Raw genomic sequence first — 20,680 nt, 5'->3', positions numbered from 1 at the left:
AAATTATGAATGCTAAAGAAATATTTCAAAAGGTAGTTCTAGAGGAAATAAAATCCATTGCCGGAGAAATTAGCCGTGTGCAAAGCTTTTCAGGTCTTTTGTCGCATCAGCAGAAAATTCAAAATTTATACGAAAAATTTATTTTTTTAAAACAATTATCTACTTCTAAATATCAGCAGATTCTTGAAAGTTTAGAAAGTAATGGAAAAGTTCAGGAAAAAAAAGTAGAGGTTAGAGATTTTTATGAAACGAACAAAGAGGCGGCAAGTGAAGTGTCTGATCCTATAGACTCAATAAAAAAAGATAATGTTGAAAACAATGTAATCACAGAAGAACAAAATGTTGAGGATCCCTTTGTAGAAGCAGTTGATACAACTGAAGAGATGAGAAAATCAGAGGAAGAAAATTTAAAAAAAATGGATTCTCTGAATATCCAAATTGCAGAAATAAAACCTCAAGAAAAGAATAGAATTGTACGACCAATTAATTTAGATTTTAATGATTCCATAGCATTTATCAGTCAATTGTTTAATGGCAGCAAATCAGATATGGATGCTGAATTTGCTCAGTTAAACCAAACCCAAACCATAGAAGAAGCAAAAAGATGGATGGAAAAAATGTTCGTAAAATACAATTGGAAAAACAAAGAAGAATATGTGGAACGTCTATCCGGTTTAATAGTACACAGGTTTGATTCTTAAAAGTTTATAAAATATATGAGTGGAAAGCTATATTTAATTCCAACTCCTATTGGAAATCTGGAAGATATAACCCTGCGGGCTTTACGTCTTTTGAAGGAAGTAGACTTAATTTTGGCAGAAGATACTCGTACTTCCGGAAAGCTTTTAAAGCATTACGATATCCAAACACCTATGCAATCATATCATATGTTTAATGAACATCAAAAAACAGAGGGATATACTCAACAAATTTCTGAAGGACGTGTCATTGCTTTAATCACCGATGCCGGAACACCGGGTATCTCGGACCCCGGATATATGCTTGTAAAATCGTGTATCGAAAAAAATATATCGGTAGAATGCCTTCCGGGAGCAACGGCTTTTGTTCCTGCCCTGGCTATCTCCGGGCTTCCTTCTCATGAATTTATTTTTGTAGGCTTTTTACCGGCCAAAAAAGGAAGGCAAACAAAACTTAAAGAGCTATCTCAAGAGAGCAGAACTATTATTTTATATGAAAGCCCCCATAAAATAAATAATATTTTGGAACAAATCTCTGAAATCTTCGGAGAAGATCGAAGAGTTAGCATAAGCAGGGAACTTACCAAAATGTATGAAGAAACGTTGCGGGGTAGCGTAGGCGAAATAGTAAAAATATGCAAACAAAAGCCTTTGAAAGGCGAAATAGTTTTACTAATTGAAGGAAAATAAGTATCTTTAGATTTATGATTTCCAACCGGTGTAAATACGCTTTAAAAGCTTTAATTTATATAGCAAGACAAGATAAGGATAAAAGTATATTGTCGACAGAAATCTCTAATGATGAAAATATTCCCAAAAAGTTTTTGGAAAATATTTTAAGAGACCTTAAGAATGCACAATTTTTAACCAGTAGAAGAGGAGCAAAAGGAGGGTATCGATTGAATAAAGACCCCGAAAAAGTAACCTTGATAGAAGTGATTAGATTAATGGATGGTCCGATAGCATTATTGCCTTGTGTGTCGATTATGTACCATCAGCCGTGTGATACTTGTACAACAGAAGATACTTGTACCATACGCGATGTATTTATAGAAGTTCGAGATGCAACCTTAGAAATATATAGAAAAACAACCATAGCAAGTTTGGCAAAAAAGAAAAATAAGTTATCTTTGTGATCGAAAATTCGGGGCTGTAGCTCAGCTGGCTAGAGTGTTAGACTGGCAGTCTAAAGGTCGTGGGTTCGAGCCCCATCAGCTCCACAAGATTAAAATTCAAATATCTGTAACACCGAATTATAATATTCGGTGTTTTTATTTTTAGGCAATATCTATAAAGCCGGTTTGATTTTTATTTTCAATAAATAAATATTATTTTACTTATTAAACAGTTTCTCTATTAAATCATTTTTTCATAAAGTGCTTATTTTATAATATAGAATTCTACTATTTTTTCAATAGGATAAATAGCATATTTATAATGAACAGCGTAACTGAATGATTCATCTTGACATATATTTATTATAATTAATACCCTTTTCTTTATAAATCTTAATGGATTCAATAAGAAAATGTAGAGCAGAAGCATTTTTATCTAGAATATTATCATTTATTTACTCCTTTTTCTCAAGTTTAGATACCGTTTGTTAAGAAAGTTTCAACTTATTTACCTATTCTTCCGGTTAAACTCCTAATAATTCGAGAAGATATTACATTTCTTCCATGATGCATATTTGGATCTAGCTCGAAAATAAGTTTTCCCTAACATTTTTTATTATAAACAATTTTCCCATCATTGTTTTTATATTCAATTAATTATAGATACATGAAACAAATAATGGTTTATAAAATTGATTTGTTTTTGTTTAGTGTCAAAGTATTAAGTATAAGCCTTTTACTTTTTGTTGTTTTATTTTATATTAATATATATATTTATCCTTTGATTTTGACGTTATGTTGATATACAATGGTATTAGAAGAAATATGGAAAATCGATAAACAAGCTCTTAATAAAAACCAAAAGGAAGCTATTTTAAATACAGAAGGCCCCCTGCTAATAATTGCGGGTCCAGGAGCAGGTAAAACAAAAACCCTTGTGGAACGTGTAGTTTACCTTATATCAAAAGGTGTTAATGCAGAGAATATACTTGTTGCTACATTCACTGAGAAAGCAGCAAAAGAACTTGTCACAAGAATTTCAAATCGATTATTACAACTTGGGATAGATATTAATCTCAATGAAATGTATATTGGTACACTACATTCTATTTTTCTTAGAATATTGGAAGAATATAGAGAGTTTACGAGTCTTAACCGAAACTATAATATTCTTGATCAATTTGACCAACGATATCTTATATTTAGAAATATCAATAGATTCACAGCAGTTGAAAATAGTGACTTCATTTGGAAGATAAATTTATCCAATTGGATTAAAGCTGATATCGTTGTAAAATATGTATCTAAAATAGCAGAAGAATATATCGACCCTGATGAGCTATACAATTCTGATGAGCCTGATTTACAAGTGATTGGTGATTTCTACAAAGAATATCAAAAACTGCTGAAAGAAGAAAATGTTATTGATTTTGCTACTATACAGAGTAAAGCTCTTGAGTTATTAGAGTACAATCCTGATATATTAGCAGAATTGCAGAATAAGATTAAATATATTATGATTGATGAATATCAAGATACCAATACTATTCAAGAACGTCTTATTCTATTACTAGCTGATAAACACAAAAATATTTGTGTTGTTGGAGATGATGATCAAAGTTTATATCGTTTTCGAGGAGCTTCTATACGAAATATTTTAGAGTTTTCTACACACTTTGAAAAAGGGACTTGTAAAAAGGTTACATTAGATACCAATTATCGTTCACACCCTGATATTATCAATTTCTATAACAGGTTTATGAACAGACATAATTGGAATCATAATGGTAAAACTTTCAGATATGAAAAGACCATCAAACCAAATAATGGTGAATTTCCAAACATCCCTGCTGTGATAAAAGTATCTAAACATAATGATACAGAAGCTTATCATCAAGAAGTTTATAATTTCATCAAAGATTTAAAAGATAAGGGTGTACTGACTGATTACAATCAAATAGCATTTCTATTCAAATCTGTTCAAAGTGACCAAGCCATTGGATTAGCTGAATTTTTAGAAGATAAGGGCATACCTGTATTCTCACCACGTTCCAAGATGTTTTTTGAACGTGAAGAAATACGTTTGCTGATTGGTGCATTTGTTACCATATTTCCTGACATATTTCAACGTCTGAAATGGAATGATACAGCAGAATTGGATATATGGGATTATTATAGAGGTTGTCAGGTAGAATTTATGAATGAGTTTACGAAAGACTCACAAACTCACAAAACACTTTATAAGTGGACTTTGAGTAAGATGAAAGCTCATAATAACTTTTCTCAAAGTACCAACTATGCATTTGCTGCCCTTTTGTATCAACTTCTTGAATTTCCAATGTTTTCAAAATATTTGGATGTCAACCTACAAGAAAAGAAAACAGACCTGAGAGCAACATATAATATCGCTATGTTCTCCAAACTATTATTTAAGTTTGAACATACCTATAATTTCACTGTTTTTACAGAAAAGAATATTGACAGAACATTAAAAGAATTGTTTAATAAATTCTTACGATTTTTGAAGGAAGGTGGTCTTGAAGAATATGAAGACTTTGAAGAATACGCTCCCTCAGGTTGTATTTCATTTATGACTATTCACCAATCCAAAGGGCTTGAATTCCCTATTGTTATTGTTGGTTCACTAAACGCATCACCACGAAAACAATATGATGATATTGATTTGAAACTTCAATCAGACTACTATCACAAGCCACCCTTCGAACCGATTGAAAAAACTAAGTATTATGACTTTTACAGGTTGTTTTATACTGCTTTTTCAAGACCTCAGAACCTATTGGTATTATCAGCTTGTACAAGAGAGGGACAAGGACGCACACCATCCAAACATTTTGCGGATACTTTTAATAAATTGCCATCTTGGACAGATAAACGTTTTAAACCCGAATTGCTTGAATTAGAAAACCTAAAACCCATCAATATAAAGCGTGAATATGCTTTTACATCCGATATCTTATTATATGAAAACTGTCCTTTACAATATAAATTCTATAAAGAATTAGGATTTGTTGAAGTTCGTACAGGGGGCGTTTTAGGGGGTAGTTTATTACATCAAACGATTGAAGATATTCATCGTGCAGTATTGAAGAAAGAAGAAAATAAGCTCACTAATGATAATATAACCGATTGGTTTAATCGTAATTATCAACTATTATCCAAACAGCAAAGAAGTTATCTACACCAAGGACAGCTTAACGCATTGTTGAAACAGGTGTTAAGGTATCGTGACCGCAATCAGAGTCGTTGGAATTTGATATTAGAAACCGAAGTTGATGTGTCTTTGGTAAAAGAAGATTATATTCTGAAAGGAACTATCGACCTTATAAAGGGTGATAATGAAACAGTAGAATTGGTGGATTTCAAATCAGGTGATAAACCCGATGTAAACTCAACTGACCCTAAGGAGCGAAAATTGTTGAACCAATACCAACGTCAATTGGAAGTTTATGCGCATATTATCGAGAAAAACAAAGGGGTAAAAATAAGTAAACTGCATTTGTGCTACCCAAAAGAAGATGATGGTATCCCATACATTACTTTTAAAGCAAATATAGATAATATAAACGCTACGATTGATATATTTTCTGAGGTAGTAAACAGAATAGAATCAAAAGATTACGATATGAGTCGTACGCCTAAAGGTGAAAAGCAATGCGGTGAATGTGATATGCGATATTATTGTAATCCACATATGTTTAGTGAATAAAAGAAAGAATTAAATACTATGGAAGATAATATATTAAATCTGAATGCAGAACGAAAAATAGATTCGGTTGAAAAATTTAAATTTGAACCTATCAAAGGTTATCCCATGTTGAGATGGAAGGGTAAACGTCCTTTTACAAGTACGCAATATTACCCTGCACAATTGAAGGAACAACATGGTGAAGAAACCGATGGTTGGATGAATAAAATCTTTTGGGGTGATAACTTACAAGTGATGTCTCATCTTTTGAAAAAATATCGTGGACAGGTAGATTTAATTTATATAGACCCGCCATTTGATAGTAAAGCTGATTACAAAAAAAAGATATCCCTAAAAGGAAAGAATATCCAAAATGATGCAAACGCATTTGAGGAAAAACAATATACAGATATTTGGACAAATGACGAATATCTTCAATTTATGTATGAACGATTAATTCTGTTAAGAGAACTATTATCTGATACAGGTTCTATTTTTCTTCATTGTGATGATAGTAAAAGTTACTTATTAAGGATGTTACTTGAAGAGGTCTTTGGGAATAATAATTTTATTAATGAAATTATTTGGAAAAGAAGTACATCAACAGGATTATCAAGTAAAAGATGTGGGACTTTACATGACACAATATATTGGTATTCTAAAACAAGTGATTATGTATTTAATATGCAATACCATGAATATGATGAGAAATATTTAAAAAGAGCACGAAAAGATGAAAATGGAAGATTGTATATTCCAATTCCAACAGGCAACCCAGGGGCTCGTCCCAATTTATACTATTCATATAAGGGGTACTTACCCCATGCGAATGGGTATAAATGGACAAAAGAAAAAATGGAGCAATTTGAAGCAGAAGGAAGATTAATATTCCCTGAGAATATGGATGGTCGTATACAATATAAACAGTACCTTGATGAAATGGAAGGTATTAAATTGCAAGACATTTGGACAGATGTTTATGCCGTTAATCCTGTTGCAGAAGAAAGGAATGGATATCCAACGCAAAAACCCGAAGCTTTACTTGACAGGATTATCAAAATGGGTTCAAACAAAGGTGATATCATTTTTGACTGTTTTATGGGTAGTGGAACTACCCAAGTTGCAGCATTAAAACTTGGTAGACGCTTTATTGGTGCTGATATCAATCTTGGTGCTGTTCAGATTACGACTAAACGTTTAGTTAAGTTAGCTAATGAATTAGGTAGTCAACAAACAACAATAGACTTTGATGATGAGAGTAAGATAGAAAATTACTATACAGGTTTTCATGTCTACAATGTTAACAATTACGATGTTTTTCGTAATCCTATCGAAGCAAAAGATTTGTTGCTAAAGGCATTAGAAGTACAACCCATGCCAAACAGCATGTTGTATGATGGTGAAAAAGATGGACGTTTTGTAAAAGTGATGCCTGTAAATCGTATTGCTACACGTGCCGACCTGAATGAACTAATAGTTAATTTCGATTACAAAACATTTGAAAAACGTCACAATGAAAGCCCAAACAAACCTGTTGAAGCCATTCTTTTGGTGTGTATGGGACACGAACCCGACTTGGCAGCACATTTGAAAGAACAAGTACCCTTTCCATTAGATGTGAAAATAGTGGATGTTTTGAGGGATAAATCGAACTTAGAATTCAAACATGACAGCGATGCTGAAATCAGTATCGAGGGTAATCGTTTGTTGGTTCGTGAATTCTATCCAATGAATTTACTTCAAAAACTTTCCATCCAAAAAGAAAATGTAGAGAATTGGAAAGAAATGACAGAAAGTATAATGATAGACTTCAATTATGATGGTTCTATTTTCGAACCTCAGATTGTTGATATACCGGAGAAAAATGAATTGGTAAAGGGAGTCTATGATATACCAAAAGATTCGGGTACAATCCATATCAAAATAACAGACCTTTTGAGTGAAACTTTTGAAAAGACTATTAAATAATGGCAAAGAAAAAATCATCACATATTGATTTTCCCTTTTATCGGTATTTGAACTTATTCATTTCACAAGAAAGGAAACGGATATATAAAGAATTTAAAGGAATAACTAAGAAATATTTAATTTTTAATAATCCTGAAGAAAATGTTGAAGCCTATCTTCGCAAACCACAATTTGAAGCCTTGGAAATGTATGTTTTCCTAAAAGAGTTTTGTGAAAACAAGCATTTGAACGAAATATTTATAGAATGGGTTTATAAAAAAAATGAGTTTAAATACAGAGAAACCACGGGATTAAGTTCTAAAGGACAAATAGATTTATTTGAAAACGAATTTAACTTCGATGAAAATAAGGATCTTTATCAAGCAGTCTTTAATCAAATAGAAGAATTCAAACAAGAGTATCCCAACTATATCTTTTCTCTCACAATGGGGCTAGGGAAGACTGTTCTGATGGCTACATCGATCTTTTATGAATTCCTATTAGCAAATAAATTTCCCAAAGACCCAAAATTTTGTCATAATGCTTTGGTATTTGCACCAGACAAGACTGTTTTACAATCACTAAAAGAGATTCAAACTTTTGACAAATCAAAAGTTGTACCTCCTGAATATGTCAATTTTATAGAAAATATAAAATTCCATTTTTTGGATGACACAGGACTTACATTGAATCTGCTCGAAGGTTCAAGATTTAATATTATCATATCCAATACTCAAAAAATAATTCTGAGAAGGCAACAAAAAGAGCAAACTCAAACTCAACAATTATTCAGTGATCGAACCCATGCATTTTTAAAAATGGGAGAAGACTTGTATGGTGAAGAACTAAATGAACACAATCTCCTTACAAATCAACGTTTTGAATCCTTAAGGCGTATTTCTCAGTTAGGTATTTATGTTGATGAAGCTCACCATGTATTTGGTAGTACCTTAAAGAAAGATTTTGATCCCAACAAGGCTACAAGTTTACGAAACACTATCAATAAGTTAGCAGAAAGTTTGAATTACGCAGGAACTCACATTGTAGGCTGTTACAATTATACAGGAACTCCTTACGTTGGTAAACGTTTATTACCTGAGGTAGTTTATTATTACGGTTTGAAAGATGCGATTGATAACAAGTATTTGAAAAAAGTCAAAGTAGAAGAATTTGAAAATATAAGAAGTCAAACACAAGCATTTGTAAGATATTCAATTACTAAATTTTGGGATGCTTATGATGGGAAACGCTTTGAAGGGATGTTACCTAAAATAGCATTCTTTGCAAGTTCAATAGATGAACTTCAAAATGAATTACGCCCTGCAGTTGAGCAGGTATTAATAGAATTGAATATACCAATTTCAAAAATTCTTGTAAATGTAGGTGATGCAACTATCACAAATAATGATGATTTAAGAGAGTTTATTAATTTGGACACCATAAGCTCAGAGAAACAATTCGTTCTTCTTGTAAACAAAGGAAAAGAGGGTTGGAACTGTCGTTCATTATTTGGTGTGGGTATGCATCGATGCCCTAAGTCAAAGATATTTGTACTTCAGGCGACAATGCGTTGTTTGCGTAAAATCACAGGGTATCAAGAAACAGCCATGGTATTCCTATCCAAAGAAAACGTTGATATTTTGAATGCTGAATTGGAAGAAAATTTCAGACTAACGATTGATGATTTAAAAGGAGAAAACGATGACAAAGAATTAGTTGAGGTTCGTTTCGTTCCACCACCAGTAGAATTGAAATTAAAACAGGTTAAGAAATTATACAAACTGAAAGAACGAAAACTTAATGAGGGTATAGACTTTGAATTTGAAAAGGTTGATATTGAAAGGTATAGGATTATTCAAACAGAAAGATCAATTACCGATTTATCAAAAAAAAGATATTCTAAAGATATTACTTATATAAAAGAGAAATTTAAATATTCAACATTATTATTAATCGGTGAAATATCACGATATTTGAATCTCAAACCAACACTTATAAAACAAATATTACAAGAATCCAAACAAAGGCTTGATGAAGTTTTAAAATGGGTAAATGACTATAATGAATTGTTATACGATTGGGTTATACCCAAACTATTCAATTATTATTGGGATATACAGGAATTTACCTCTACGGATGAAATAAAAGTTGATTTAGTCAAAGCACCAAAAGAAGGATTTTACCAAATGAAGGTTAAGCCTGAACTCTTAGCAAGTTTAGAAGACAATAAATACAAACCTTTCAAAAACAAATCGTTCCATCTTGACAATTATTGTTTTGATAGTGTTCCAGAAAAAACATTATTCCAAACATTGCTTAATGAAAACAAGGTAGACAAAGTATGGTTTACAGGCATGTTAGCAAATGGCCAATCTGATTTTGTAATACATTATATAGATAATGTTTCGCATACATTACGCAGTTATTATCCTGACTTTCTAGTATTGCTCAAAGATGGTTCATATGTTATATTAGAAGTGAAAGCTGATTATATGATTGATGATGAAGTGGTAAAAGCTAAAAGTGAATATGCTAAACAATTGGCTGATGCAAACAAAATGAGATATGAAATTATACAATCAAGTAATCCAACAATTAAATTTTAAAGTTATTTCATAAAAACATTTATTTATAAATAAGACAATGCTGGATTACATTTATCGTATTTTATTATGTCTTTTTTAAAATATTTAGAATATTATTAGTCTAAAATTAAGTTTGAAGAAACTTTAGAGTTAATTGTTGAAAAATTCAACCTTAACTATAAAAGACTTTGTTTTTTTAGTATGATATAATATTAATCAAAAAGATGGATAAAAAAATATTTAAATAAAGTGTTAGACTTAGTTTTGAATATAAAAACAGTATAAGTAGGCTGGAGATGGACACCGGATTAGTATTTAATTAGCTCTTTATTTTACTATTTAAAAAAGAAATTAAACTTGAGCATAATAACTCTAAGCTCCAAATTATTTTTTCGGTGCTTTTATATTTTTAATAACTCTAATTTCTACACCTATAAGTATCTCCTCTCTTTTGAAAATTAATCCATTTTGAAATCAGTTATATTGGTAGAAATAAAGGTAATCAGTATACAAATTAAGATGATTTAAAATCAGAAATTTACATTAGCTCTATCAATGTTAATTAACATGATTAACATTAAATATAATTTGTTTATGAAATAAAAACAGTTTAAAGAATACCATCGGTGTCTTTATCAACGATTTAAAAATTATAAAGGTATAATCATTGCAATTAGATTATAGGTAGAGATGAAGTAATTAAATTTTAAAAAGATCCATCATGTTAACAATTGCGTGTATTTAAATGATGAAAATAATATATCATAAAACCATACTGTTTTTATTTATTGTCATTGGTATGGTTAGCCATCTTAAATCACAATATAACAATAAAATACAGGATACTCTTTTGAATTCCAGGCAGCAGAGTATAATAATTATATCGAACTATACAGCTAAAGGAGACTTATCTCAAATTAAAAAAGCGTTAAATAATGGGCTTAACTCCGGTTTAACAGTAAATGAAATCAAAGAGATCTTGGTACATTTATATGCCTATTGTGGATTTCCGCGAAGTATTCGGGGATTACAAACCTTTATGGAAGTGATTGAGGATCGTAAAAATCAAGGCATAAAAGACATAGATGGAAAAGATATTTCTCCCATTAAGAGGAACGAAAACAAATATGAAAGAGGAAAAAGGATACTGGAAGAATTGACTAAAACCCAACAACCTGAAAAACTTAGTGGTTATTCAGCATTTGCTCCGATAATTGATACCTTTTTGAAAGAACATTTATTTGCCGATATTTTTGAAAGAAATATTCTTACTTATGCTGAAAGGGAGTTAGTTACCATTTCAGCTATTAGTGCAATTGGAAAAGCAGAACCTATGCTTCGTTCCCATTTAAATATCTGTCTTAATGTAGGTTGGTCTCCCCGACAACTTCAACAATTTACAACTATAATAAAAACAACTTTAAAAAGAAAAGAAGCTGCCTCTGTGCGAAAAATTGTAAATGAAATAGTTGAACAGCAAGAAAAAAATACATAACATTTTAATCATGAATAAATTAACCTCAATATTAGCTATTGCAACATCATTAGTAGGGGCTGATGCAATGCAAGCACAATCGTCTCATAAAAACGATCAACAAAATTCGTTTACCTTAGTTTATGAAGGTGCGATCCGAAAAAATGAACCGGGAAAAGTAAATATACATCCGGTTACCTATAAATTACATGGAATTGAAATAGCGGCTAATGTTTATACTCCGGCCCATTACGAGTCTTCAAAAAAATATCCGGCTGTAGTGGTAGCCCATCCTAACGGGGGAGTGAAAGAACAAACTGCCGGACTTTATGCGCAAAAACTAGCAGAAGCAGGTTATATTACCATAGCTGCCGATGCAGCCTATCAAGGAGCCAGTGGGGGAGAGCCTCGTCATACGGATAATCCGGCCTATCGCACCGAAGATATTCATGGCATGGCAGACTACATTTCTCAATACCCCGGAGTTGACGCCAATCGTATCGGAGCTCTGGGAATTTGCGGGGGCGGTGGGTATACTCTTAAGGCGGCTCAAACAGATAAAAGATTAAAAGCTATAGCCACTCTTAGTATGTTTAATTCGGGAGAAGTACGACGCAATGGATTCCGGAACTCACAAATCAGTACGATTCAAGAACGTTTAAAACAAGCATCCGAGGCTCGAGCCCAAGAAGCATCCGGAGGAAAAATTTTGTATTCGGGAGTAGCTAGTGTTACGGATGAAGAGATTAATAAAACTCCTACGGATTTATATCGTGAAGGATTTGTATATTATTACCGAACTCATGCGCATCCCAATTCAACTTTTCTTTACACTACTAGTAGCCTTATATATTTAATGGCGTGGGATGCGACCGATCAAATAGAATTACTTAATCAGCCATTAGTAATGATTGCTGGAAGTAAAGCAGATACCAAATACATGACCGAAGAAGCTTTTTCTAAGGCTATTAATGCAAAAAATAAGGAGTTATTCCAAATTGAAGGGGCAACTCATATACAAACCTATTGGAAGTCTGAATACGTATCTCAAGCAGTAAATAAATTAGTTGAATTTTATAAGAAAAACCTTTAAAAAGTAGTGGATAAATCATCAAGTTTTTTTAAAATTTAATAAACCATGAATCAAATTAGGAGCTCATTTTTTCAAGGAATACTTTTATGTACTTTATTATTATTAATGGCGTGTAGGAGTACCCGACAAAGTAATAGATTGGATGCACGGGAAGTGTCGGCGATTTTTCCTAAAGGAACTAAGGTTTCCAATGAGCATTTTACAGGAAACGTATGGTTAACATATTTAGCTCCATCCGATAGCGTTTATAATGTTGTAATTGGTTCTGTAAGTTTTGAGCCGGGAGCAAGAACTCATTGGCATTATCACCCTGGAGGCCAAATATTATTGATAACTGAAGGGGAAGGATGGTATCAAGAAAAAGGTAAGCCCGTTGAAATTATTAAAAAAGGAGACGTAATAAAATGTACGCGTGATATTGAGCATTGGCATGGAGCTTCAAAAGATCAGTCCATGACACATATTGCCATTGGAACTAATAGCAATTTAGGCGGGGCTGTGTGGCTTCATCCGGTTACCGATAAAGAATATTTTAGCGGGGATTTTTAATTTAAAAGGTAATATTTTATATTCTATTCCATTTTATCGATAATATATACTGCTGCTAGTTGTTAAAATATTCGAATAAATTAAATCCTATACAAAAAGAATATCATCAAGTTCAGGATAATAAATTTAAATTTTTCATTTTGCAGCCTAAATAAGGTAACAATTATATGCGTCGAATAATATTATTACATCTGTTTTCATAAAAAGATTTTAAAAAAGACAAAATGATCATATAGTAAAAAAAATAGTAAACAATCATTATTATTAGTTATATATAAGGTAAAATATTATTTCAATCTTAAAAATAAATTTTTTATAATCATAAAAACATCTGAAATATAAAATCTATATAAATGAAAAAATAAAGTTAAATTATAAATAATTGTCAGAATTGAAATAATATTTATAAAGATGAAAATCAGAGACAAGTTTAACCGTTTAAATAAATATATAATCTCAATTTTTAATATAATTGTAATAGCAATTACAAAAATATATGGTAATATAATTTGCAATATATGTAAATATTATAAAATTATATGATAATTGTTTTTTAAAAATAATATATTTATCTAAATATAATATTATTCATTTTTGTTGTATTTTTAATTATCGAATAGTAAGAAAAATCGTATTTATACATAAGTAATTAACTAAAATCCATATCTCTTTACATATTTATTGAGATTTTTTAGATATGATTTATTTCATAAAAATATATTTTTTATCTGTAAATATATACTTGTAAAATAAATTTATGATGAATTATTTAAGCATTATAAGGAGTTTTAAGAAGATATTATAATTTATTAGAGATTCATAAATTTTAATTTTTAAAAATTTTATTATAAAAAAAATTATAATTACGGGATTCCTCAATTTAATGTTACAATAATAGAATATCTTTGCCTCGTACAAATTTTATAATATTATTAAGCACCTATTGTTATATGTAAACAACTAATTAGTGTAGTTAAAGCTCTCTTTTTTTAAAAAAAGGGAGCTTTTAATTGATAATCCATTTAAAATTTAATCGATTAAATTTATATTCTCATTCTTTGTTTAAAGCTTTAAATTTATAGGCAAATAATTCCGTTTATAACACTTGAATAATTTTAAACATATGTTAATAACAGCCTCTTTTCTTTAAATTATAAATAGTTTTACAGTATATTTAATTAGTTATATTTAAATATTAATAAATGTGTATAAATTGAATAAAAAAAATAAATTCTTATATCAAATAAATTTATATATAAAGTGCTTTATTTAATATAATACCTGTAATATATCTTAAAATTATTTAGAATCTTTATAAATATCTGTCAAAAAATTAAAACATCGTATATATTGATTTTAAAATTGTATATTTAAAAACCTAGCAGATAAATTTTCCTTTAAAAATACTTGTTTTATTAAAAGGCTGTCATTAAACAGCAATAGCAAAGTAAAATTTAAATGTTACATAAAATTAACAAAGCAAAAAATAAATTTACTATATGATTTTTGATTTAGATATGATAAAAGCGGTATATAATCGCTTTCAGTTAAAGGTTGGAATGGCGCGAAAAGTAGTGGGGAGGCCTCTGACATATTCTGAAAAAATATTATATTCACATTTGTTTGATGGAAATCCATCTGAAGCATATAAAAGAGGAGAATCTTATGTAGATTTTGCACCGGATAGAGTAGCTATGCAGGATGCTACTGCGCAAATGGCCTTATTACAATTTATGCAAGCCGGTAAGAAAAAGGTAGCGGTGCCTTCTACCGTTCATGCCGATCATTTAATTCAGGCCAGAGTTGGAGCCGATAAAGACTTGCAAGAGGCAATCAATAAAAATAATGAAGTATATAATTTTCTATCGTCTGTTTCCAACAAATACAATATAGGATTTTGGAAACCCGGAGCGGGAATTATACATCAGGTAATTCTTGAAAATTATGCATTTCCGGGAGGAATGATGATAGGAACTGATTCCCATACTCCGAATGCAGGTGGTTTAGGAATGGTTGCCATTGGAGTTGGAGGAGCTGATGCGGTCGACGTTATGGCGGGAATGTCTTGGGAATTAAAATTTCCAAAATTAATTGGAATTCATCTTAAAGGTAAACTCAATGGCTGGACTGCACCTAAAGATATCATATTGGAAGTAACAGGTCTTTTGACCGTAAAAGGAGGTACCGGATGTATCATAGAATACTTCGGAGAAGGAGCAGAATCATTATCGGCTACCGGAAAAGGAACTATTTGTAACATGGGAGCGGAAGTAGGAGCAACTACTTCAATATTTGCTTACGACGAAAATATGTCAAAATATCTAAAAGCTACCGGACGTACTGAAGTTGCAGACATGGCAGATAAAATTAAAGAGGAACTTCGTTCCGATAAAGAAGTTTATGAGAACCCGGAAAAATATTATGACCAAGTTTTTGAAATTGATTTAACTTCTTTAGAGCCTCATCTCAATGGTCCATTTTCTCCGGATATAGCAACACCTATATCTCGAATTAAAGAAGTAGCTGAAAAAAATGGATGGCCTTTAAAAGTAGATGTCGGATTGATAGGTTCTTGTACCAATTCTTCTTATGAAGATATTTCAAGAGCAGCCTCGATAGCGAAACAAGCAGCAGATAAAAAGATTAGTCCTAAAGCAGAATATACCATAACACCGGGATCGGAATTGGTACGTTATACCGTAGAAAGAGACGGATATTTAGCTGTTTTCGATAAAATTGGAGGCAAAGTCTTTGCAAATGCATGTGGACCATGTATTGGACAATGGGCTAGAGAAGGGGCAGAAAAACAACAAAAGAATACTATTGTGCATTCTTTCAATAGAAATTTTGCCAAAAGAGCAGATGGAAATCCTAATACATATGCATTTGTAGCTTCTCCGGAATTAGTTACTGCATTGGCTATTGCAGGAGATCTAAGTTTTGATCCTAGAAAAGATAAATTGATAAACGATCAAGGAGAAGAGTTTATGTTGGACGAACCGCAAGGATTTGAGCTTCCACCGAGAGGATTTGAAGTAGATGATCCGGGATATCAAAAACCTGCCGAAGATGGTTCCGAAATACAGGTTCAAGTTTCACCTACTTCAGAAAGATTACAGTTGTTAGAAAGCTTCCCTGCATGGGACGGTAAAAATATTACCGGAATGAGATTGCTGATTAAAGCTTATGGAAAATGTACTACAGACCATATTTCTATGGCCGGACCTTGGTTAAAATACAGAGGGCATTTAGACAATATTTCAAATAATACTTTGATTGGTGCTGTAAATGCTTTTAACATGGAAACTAATAAAGTTAAGAATGAAGATACAGGAGAATATATGGCTGTTCCTGATTCGGCAAGAAAATATAAAGCAGATGGAGTTCCTACTATAGTGGTAGGAGATTATAATTATGGAGAAGGATCATCAAGAGAACATGCTGCTATGCAGCCTCGTCATTTAGGAGTAAGAGCCGTTTTGGTTAAATCCTTTGCAAGAATACATGAAACAAATTTAAAAAAGCAGGGGATGTTAGCTTTAACTTTTGCTAACCCCGAAGATTACGATAAAATTCAGGAAGATGATTTATTTAATTTTTTAGATTTAGATCAATTTTCTCCCGGAAAACCTATTACTATTGAATTAGTTCATTCTGATGGAACTAGAGAAAATATCATAGCTAATCATACTTATAATAATGGACAAATCGAATGGTTTAAAGCAGGTTCAGCATTAAATTTAATTAAGAAAAATGAGGGTAAGATTTAATAAAAAATAAAAAAACAATCATAAAAAAACACTGGTTTATTCCGGTGTTTTTTCTTTTAATAATATAATGATTGATTACTAAAATTTTGTCATTTTTAAATAAACATTTAAACGTGTAAACAAGGTGTACGTATCATTATTAGTTAAACTTTTCTTTTAAAAATTGTCCGGTATAAGATTCTTTGCATTTAATAATTTCTTCAGGAGTACCTTGAAAGACAATATTTCCTCCATTAATTCCGGCATCCGGTCCGATATCAACCAGATAATCTGCACATTTGATAATATCCGGATGATGTTCAATAACCATAACACTGTGGCCTTTCTCAATTAATGCATTAAATGATTTTAGTAATTTATTTATGTCATCAAAATGCAAGCCGGTACTTGGTTCATCAAAAATAAATAAGGTATTTTCGGAAGAATTACCTTTTACCAAAAATGAAGCTATTTTAATTCGTTGAGCTTCTCCTCCGGATAGTGTACCGGATGATTGTCCTAATTCCAAATAACCTAAGCCCACATCTTGTAAGGGTTGCAATTTAGTTGCAATTTTATCCTGATTGTGTTCATTAAAAAAGGTTATGGCCTCGTCAATGGTCATTTCTAAGACGTCAGCAATATTTTTACCTTCATATTTAACTTCCAAAACATCTTGCTTAAATCTTTTGCCATGACAGGTTTCGCATTCTAATTCAATATCTGCCATAAACTGCATTTCAACAGTTATAAATCCTTCTCCTAAACAAGTTTCACAACGTCCGCCCTCTACATTGAATGAAAAATGTTTCGGTTTAAAATTGTTAAGCTTACTTAGTTTTTGCTTGGAAAATAAATCGCGTATATCGTCAAAAGCCTTAACATAGGTGGCCGGGTTGGATCGAGAAGATTTTCCAATTGGATTTTGGTCAATCAGTTCTAGATGTTTAATTTCCTTCCAATTTCCCTTTAATTCAGAAAAATTACCGGGTTTATCACCGTTTATTCCCAATTTTCTTTGTAATGCAGGAGTTAAGATATTTTTCATTAAAGTACTTTTACCTGAACCGCTTACTCCGGTTATAACCGTTAAGCAGTGTAAGGGTAATTTAACATCAATGCCTTTTAAATTATTTTGTCTGGCTCCTGTTATTTCAATAAATTCTTTAGTTTTTCTTCGAGTTTTAGGTATTTCAATTTTCTTTTCACCATTTAAATATTCGGCGGTTAATGTATGGGTTTGCATCATTTCCGAATAAGTGCCAGAAAATACGACATTTCCTCCCAGACTACCGGCTTTTGGTCCAATATCAACCAAATAATCGGCAGCTTTCATAATATCCTCATCATGTTCAACTACAACCACGGTATTTCCCAGATCTCTTAATTTTTCCAGAACAGTGATTAAGCGGTTGGTATCTCTTCCATGTAGTCCGATACTAGGTTCATCTAAAATATAAATAGATCCTACTAAACTGCTTCCTAATGAAGTTGCTAAATTAATTCGTTGAGATTCTCCGCCTGAGAGGGTATTAGAAGCTCGATTTAAAGTTAAATATCCCAAGCCAACGTCTAAAAGAAATTCAATTCTGCTATTAATTTCAAAAAGTAATCGTTTAGCAATTTTTTGTTGATATTCATTAAGCGTTAAATTTTTTATTATACCGTGTAACTGGTCAATAGGTAAATCAATCCAATCGTTAATCGAATATCCATTGATTTTAACGTAATTGGTTTCAGGTCGTAAACGTTTTCCTTTGCATTCTGGGCAAATAGTTTTGCCTCTATATCTGGAAAGCATAACCCTGTATTGAATTTTATACGTATTTTCTTCAACCATTTTGAAGAAATGGTTCAGGCTGGGAAAACTATGATCCCCTGTACCTTTCCATAAAATATCTTTTTGTTTATCTGTTAATTCAAAATACGGTTTGTGAATGGGAAAGTTGAGTTTAGATGATTTTTTAATAAAATCATCTTTCCATTCACTCATTTTTTCTCCTCTCCAAGCAACAACAGCATCTTCATAGATTGATAAATTTTTGTTAGGAATTACCAGGTCTTCATCAATACCTAAAATTTTTCCATATCCTTCACAAACCGGACAAGCTCCATAAGGATTATTAAAACTAAAAAAATGTATGGTAGGCTCCAAAAACTTAATTCCGTCCAGTTCAAATGCATTAGAAAAGGTTTTAATTTCTTGAGTGTCAACATTTTTAATGGAACAAGAGCCTTTGCCTTCGTAAAAAGCTATTTGAACACTATCAGCAAATCTTTGTAAGAATTCCTCATTATGTTCAACGGAAAAACGTTCAATAACTAAATTTATAGGGGTATTGCTATCCGGTACAAATCCAAAACTTTCCAAATCCTCAATAGTAGCAATATTTCCACCAACTTCCAACCTGACATATCCTTGGCCTTTCAAAGTATTTAAAAATACTTTAAAATCTTTATCTACCATAGTAATCGGAGCAGATAAGATGTATTTACCACCTTCCGCTAAAGAGAGTATATAATCGATAACATCTGTAACCTCATCTTTTTTCACTTCTTGTCCCGATATGGGCGAATAGGTTTTACCTACACGAGAAAACAATAGTCTTAAATAATCATAGATTTCAGTAGAAGTACCTACGGTTGATCTAGGGTTTCCTGAAATGACTTTTTGTTGAATGGCAATTGCCGGAGCAAGTCCCTTAATGTCATCTACTTGAGGTTTCTCTAATTTTCCTAAAAATTGCCGCGCATAGGAGCTTAGGCTTTCCACATATCGTCTTTGACCTTCTGCATATAAGGTATCAAAAGCCAGGGTAGATTTTCCACTTCCTGATACACCTGTTATTATGGTTAATTTATTTTTGGGAATGGAAACATCTATATTTCTAAGATTATGAAGATGTGCATTTTTTATGAAAACCACATCTTGATCTGGATGTGTTTTAATTTTATTATTTGTTTTCAAAAGTTTGTATTTGATTAGCTAAATTGAAAAGTAACGCTATTTTACTATAAATATAGTATATACAAAGGTAGGGAAATAAATAATTTTTTAAAAATGTAATTAGTATCGTATTAATTATAAAAAAAAACCATCCAGCGGATGGTTTTTTCATTTTTTGATAACAATTTATGGAATCTATTATTTTGACAAGTCAACTGTTTCGGATACAGGTGCAGTTTTCATTACTGTTCTTATACCGTTTTTAGCATCGGTTTCAGAATCAAAATAAGAACTGGTCCCTACTAATTGTCCGTTTCCGGATTTTAAACTAAACATCCATTTTTTATTGGAAGCTTGTTTCACTTCAAAACGATCTTCATTTTTGGAATTTCTTTTTACTGAACTGATTCCTTTTTGACAATTTGTTTTTTGTGTATATCCATCACTTTCAAGAATAATTTGACCATTTTTTTCTTTTAATCTAAAGAAAAAAGCTCCTTCTTTGTCTTTGAAAATTTCAAACATATTGTTATACTATTTAGTGTTAATATGGCATAAGGTAGGAAAAAATCATGCCATTATTTTATAAACAAAACTATTCTGTATTTTTTAACAATAGATAAAAAATGTGATAATTTCATAGGATAGGCTAAAATAAAGGATTGTAGCTTATTTTGAATAAAATTTATAATTTAAATTTTAACATTTTTTAAGATAATTTTTACAATGATGTACACAAAATTGTATACTGACATTTTTGCATTTTTCACCAGTTGCATGCAATTTTATATGATTTTAGTTTATCTTATATATACTT

General features: G+C 31.3%; 12 protein-coding genes and 1 tRNA gene. 11 read left to right on the top strand and 2 right to left on the bottom strand.

Annotated features, from left to right (window positions below; genetic code table 11):
* Window positions 1–5 precede the first annotated feature (5 nt).
* The 11 genes from GFU93_RS08315 to GFU93_RS08265 all read left to right on the top strand — a co-directional run bounded on the left by GFU93_RS08315 (window position 6) and on the right by GFU93_RS08265 (window position 16,937).
* A complete protein-coding gene (locus GFU93_RS08315; protein WP_160568674.1) occupies window positions 6–701 on the top strand; it encodes a hypothetical protein in 696 nt (231 codons plus the stop codon).
* A gap of 15 nt (window positions 702–716) precedes the next feature.
* Window positions 717–1,388, top strand: a complete 672-nt coding sequence (gene rsmI, locus GFU93_RS08310) for a 16S rRNA (cytidine(1402)-2'-O)-methyltransferase (protein WP_160568672.1) — start codon at window positions 717–719, stop codon at window positions 1,386–1,388.
* Window positions 1,389–1,402: 14 nt separating this feature from the next.
* Window positions 1,403–1,834, top strand: a complete 432-nt coding sequence (locus GFU93_RS08305) for an Rrf2 family transcriptional regulator (protein ID WP_160568670.1) — start codon at window positions 1,403–1,405, stop codon at window positions 1,832–1,834.
* Between the two features lie 10 nt (window positions 1,835–1,844).
* A tRNA-Ala gene (locus tag GFU93_RS08300) sits at window positions 1,845–1,918 on the top strand.
* A 703-nt stretch (window positions 1,919–2,621) separates the two neighbouring features.
* Window positions 2,622–5,540, top strand: coding sequence for an ATP-dependent DNA helicase (locus GFU93_RS08295; RefSeq protein ID WP_160568668.1), 2,919 nt, complete (start codon window positions 2,622–2,624; stop codon window positions 5,538–5,540).
* 234 nt (window positions 5,541–5,774) lie between these two features.
* On the top strand, window positions 5,775–7,487 hold the full coding sequence (locus tag GFU93_RS08290) for a site-specific DNA-methyltransferase (RefSeq protein ID WP_221411319.1): 1,713 nt from the start codon (window positions 5,775–5,777) through the stop codon (window positions 7,485–7,487).
* Window positions 7,487–10,072 carry a TnsA endonuclease N-terminal domain-containing protein gene (locus GFU93_RS08285; protein ID WP_160568664.1) on the top strand — a complete coding sequence of 862 codons (2,586 nt, stop codon included), beginning with the start codon at window positions 7,487–7,489 and terminating at the stop codon, window positions 10,070–10,072. The genes GFU93_RS08290 and GFU93_RS08285 overlap by 1 nt, the downstream gene beginning before the upstream one ends.
* 727 nt (window positions 10,073–10,799) lie before the next feature.
* Window positions 10,800–11,546 (top strand): carboxymuconolactone decarboxylase family protein, encoded by a 747-nt coding sequence (locus GFU93_RS08280; RefSeq protein ID WP_160568662.1) that lies wholly within the window; start codon window positions 10,800–10,802, stop codon window positions 11,544–11,546.
* Between the two features lie 10 nt (window positions 11,547–11,556).
* Window positions 11,557–12,618 carry an alpha/beta hydrolase gene (locus GFU93_RS08275; RefSeq protein ID WP_160568660.1) on the top strand — a complete coding sequence of 354 codons (1,062 nt, stop codon included), beginning with the start codon at window positions 11,557–11,559 and terminating at the stop codon, window positions 12,616–12,618.
* A 45-nt stretch (window positions 12,619–12,663) separates the two neighbouring features.
* Entirely contained in the window at window positions 12,664–13,167 is a 504-nt protein-coding gene (locus GFU93_RS08270) for a cupin domain-containing protein (protein ID WP_255448670.1), read from the top strand.
* 1,499 nt (window positions 13,168–14,666) lie between these two features.
* Window positions 14,667–16,937, top strand: a complete 2,271-nt coding sequence (locus tag GFU93_RS08265) for an aconitate hydratase (RefSeq protein ID WP_160568658.1) — start codon at window positions 14,667–14,669, stop codon at window positions 16,935–16,937.
* 139 nt (window positions 16,938–17,076) lie between these two features.
* On the opposite strand, the gene uvrA is transcribed toward GFU93_RS08265, so the two are convergent.
* On the bottom strand, window positions 17,077–19,884 hold the full coding sequence (uvrA, locus tag GFU93_RS08260) for an excinuclease ABC subunit UvrA (RefSeq protein ID WP_185150457.1): 2,808 nt from the start codon (window positions 19,882–19,884) through the stop codon (window positions 17,077–17,079).
* Window positions 19,885–20,061: 177 nt separating this feature from the next.
* Window positions 20,062–20,388 carry a YegP family protein gene (locus GFU93_RS08255; RefSeq protein ID WP_105296398.1) on the bottom strand — a complete coding sequence of 109 codons (327 nt, stop codon included), beginning with the start codon at window positions 20,386–20,388 and terminating at the stop codon, window positions 20,062–20,064.
* Between the last annotated feature and the right edge of the window lie 292 nt (window positions 20,389–20,680).

It is taken from the genome of Apibacter sp. B3546, from assembly GCF_009827885.1.
Lineage (GTDB): Bacteria > Bacteroidota > Bacteroidia > Flavobacteriales > Weeksellaceae > Apibacter.
This window is presented reverse-complemented; position numbering and strand designations above follow the sequence as displayed.